General features: G+C 58.1%; 1 protein-coding gene and 1 pseudogene. One reads left to right on the top strand and one right to left on the bottom strand.

Annotation, left to right across the window (positions count from 1 at the left end; genetic code table 11):
- Positions 1-3: 3 nt before the first annotated feature.
- Positions 4-2,751, bottom strand: a complete 2,748-nt coding sequence (gene secA / locus B4F73_RS00005) for a preprotein translocase subunit SecA (protein ID WP_290480006.1) — start codon at positions 2,749-2,751, stop codon at positions 4-6.
- Positions 2,752-2,937: 186 nt separating this feature from the next.
- On the opposite strand from secA, the pseudogene B4F73_RS00010 reads away from it, so the two are divergent.
- A pseudogene (locus B4F73_RS00010) lies at positions 2,938-3,164 on the top strand (hypothetical protein); the annotation flags it as partial.

Below are 3,164 nucleotides of genomic sequence, written 5' to 3' on the forward strand. Positions count from 1 at the left end.
GGACTAGGCCTTCTGCGTGGTCAGGGCGCCGTGGCAATGCTTGTACTTCTTGCCGGAGCCGCATGGGCAGGGGGAGTTGCGGGGCGTGCTGGCCCAGCTTTCCTCTGCTTGATGCAGGGCTGGTCCGGGCGGCGGCGTATCGTCGCTCGACATCTCATTATGGCCCGTATCCGGATCAAGATGCGTTTCGCGCATTGGCGGAACAGGCGCCGGCGCTTGCGGCACAGGGCGTCGCTGTTGCGCTTGCTGTTTTTCTTCCGGTGTCTGAACCCGGATATGCATCAGTGAGCGGGTCACGGTCGCGCGCAACTCGTTCAGCAAATTGTAGAACAAGTTGAAGGCTTCTTCCTTGAACTCGTTCAGCGGGTCGCGCTGACCGTAGGAGCGCAGATGGATCACTGACCGCAATTGGTCGATCATCTGGAGATGCTCGCGCCAACGCATGTCGAGGACCTGAAGCAGGATTTGTTTTTCAATCCGCTGCATCTGTTCAAGACCGACTTGCTCTGTGATCGCCTCATAGACTTTGGCGATTCCATTGTGAACGCGCTCAGCCACTTCCTGATTGGCAACGCCTTCTTCGGCGGCCCAATCCTTCACAGGCATGTCCACGGCAAAATCATTGCGCAGGGCTTCGGCCAGCCCATCCATGTCCCACTGCTCGGCATAGGCCTTCTCGGGCATGGTACGGGCGATCAGGCCGTTGATCACGTCTTCGCGCATATCAATGATCGTGTCGGAGACATTCTCGGCGCGCATGAATTCCATGCGCTGCTCAAAGATGGCCTTACGCTGATCATTGATCACGTCATCATATTTGAGGACGTTCTTCCGGATCTCGAAATTTCGCTGTTCAATCTTCTTCTGCGATGTTTCCATCGCCTTGTTCATCCAGGGATGAGTGATGCCCTCATCTTCCTTGATGCCAAGGCGACGCATAACATTGTCCATCCGCTCTGCCGCAAAGATGCGCATGAGGTCGTCTTCGATGGAAATGTAGAATTTGGACTTGCCCGGATCACCCTGACGGCCTGTTCGGCCGCGCAACTGGTTGTCGATCCGGCGGCTCTCGTGACGCTCGGTACCCAGAACGTAGAGGCCGCCAGCGTCCAGCGCCCGCTTTTTCTTGACCTCGATGTCGGCCTTGATCTGGCTGGTCAGCAGGGACAATTCGCCTTCGGTCAGTTCGCGGCCAAGCTTGGCTTCCTGTTCGGCCTTTTCCTGTTCAACGCGCATTTCGAAGTTGCCGCCGAGCTGAATGTCGGTACCGCGTCCGGCCATATTGGTGGCAACGGTAATGGCGCCCGGCACACCGGCATTGGCCACGATCTGGGCTTCCTGCTCATGGTGGCGCGCGTTCAGCACTTTGTGTGGAATCTTGGCGGTCGTCAGCAGGTTCGACAGGACTTCGGATTTTTCGATCGACGCCGTGCCGAGCAGGACCGGCTGACCCTTGGCATGACACTCGCGGACGTCCTTGACGATCTCGGCATATTTCGCACTTGCGGTGCGGTAGACGACATCATCCTCATCAATCCGCTGGATCGGCTTGTTCGTCGGCAGGTCGATGACACCGAGATTGTAGATATCGGCAAATTCGTCGGCCTCGGTCAGCGCCGTACCGGTCATGCCGGCCAGTTTGCTGTAGAGGCGGAAATAGTTCTGGAACGTAATCGACGCCAGGGTCTGGTTTTCCGGCTTGATGTCGACCTTTTCCTTGGCCTCGATGGCCTGGTGCAGGCCTTCTGACAGGCGGCGGCCTTCCATCATGCGACCCGTGAATTCGTCAATCAGCATAACCTGACTGTCTTTGACGATATAATCCTTGTCGCGCGCATACAGTTTGTGAGCGCGCAATGCCTGATTGGCATGGTGGACGATGGAGATGTTCGCCGGCTCCCACATGGAGCCTTCCAGCGTGCCGGCCTCGGTCAACCAGCCTTCGATCTTTTCCGTGCCGGTTTCGGTATACGTGACCGAGCGCTGTTTTTCGTCGAGTTCGTAATCCTCATCCGTCAGGCGCGGCATCAGGGCATCAAGCGCCATATAGAGTTCGGACCGATCATCGGTCGGGCCGGAGATGATCAGCGGCGTGCGCGCTTCGTCGATCAGGATGGAGTCGACTTCGTCGACGATGGCAAAATGGTGTTCGCGCTGGGCCATTTGGTCCAGCGAGTATTTCATATTGTCGCGCAGATAGTCGAATCCGAACTCGTTGTTCGTGCCGTAGGTAATGTCAGACGCGTAGGCCTTGCGGCGCTCCTCGTCGGAAATGCCATGAACAATGATGCCGGTCGACATGCCAAGGAAGCCATAGACCTGGCTCATCCACTCGGCGTCGCGCTTGGCGAGATAGTCGTTGACCGTGATGACGTGAACGCCCTTGCCCTCAAGCGCGTTCAGGTAAACCGCCAGCGTCGCGACCAGTGTTTTGCCCTCACCCGTGCGCATCTCGGCGATATTGCCGGAGTGCAGCACCATGCCGCCCATCAACTGAACGTCGAAATGGCGCATGCCGAGCGAGCGTCGTGCGCCTTCGCGGACAACCGCAAAGGCTTCTTCAAGCAGGCTGTCGAGTGTGGCGCCATCGGCGAGGCGTTTGCGGAATTCGTCCGTCTTGCCGCGTAGGGCTTCGTCGGAGAGCGCCTCCATCATCGGCTCGAGCGCGTTGATCCGGTTGACGCGCGCGTGCAGCGGCTTCAGCTTGCGATCATTAACTGAACCGAAAATCTTGCGGGCAACAGAAAGCATATCAGGTAGCACCAATTGATCTGGGGCGACAAAACTCTAATCCTGACAGCGGAACCGGCAGAATATTTGTGGGTTCTCCCACAGCACACTCGCTGGCTGAAACCCCTCGACCAGCGTTCGGGTCAGACTTAAGAACGCCGCATTGGGGTGTCAATGCAGCGCCCTCAGCCTAAAGGAGACTTTACCGTGCTGCTTATGAAGCCCTTTTCCCGCGCTTTGCCTGCACTGCTTGCCGCTTCCGCGCTTTTATTGGTCCCCGCCTGCAACCGGCCAGTCGAAGAAGAACCCGTCATTCAGGTCGAGGCCGCAGCCGCCGTCACGGTGAATGGCGATCCGATTTATGTCAGCGAAGTCGAGCTGGAGGCCGTTGCGCGCGGCCTGATTTCACCGGGCGACGCGTTCGGCCCCGGCGA

Origin of the sequence: Hyphomonas sp. UBA3601 (assembly GCF_002375605.1) — a bacterium.
In the GTDB taxonomy this organism is placed as follows: Bacteria; Pseudomonadota; Alphaproteobacteria; order Caulobacterales; family Hyphomonadaceae; genus Hyphomonas.

Excerpts from the sequence above, each read along its gene's own strand:
- secA (WP_290480006.1), bottom strand. The coding sequence starts at position 2,751 with ATGCTTTCTGTTGCCCGCAAGATTTTCGGTTCAGTTAATGATCGCAAG.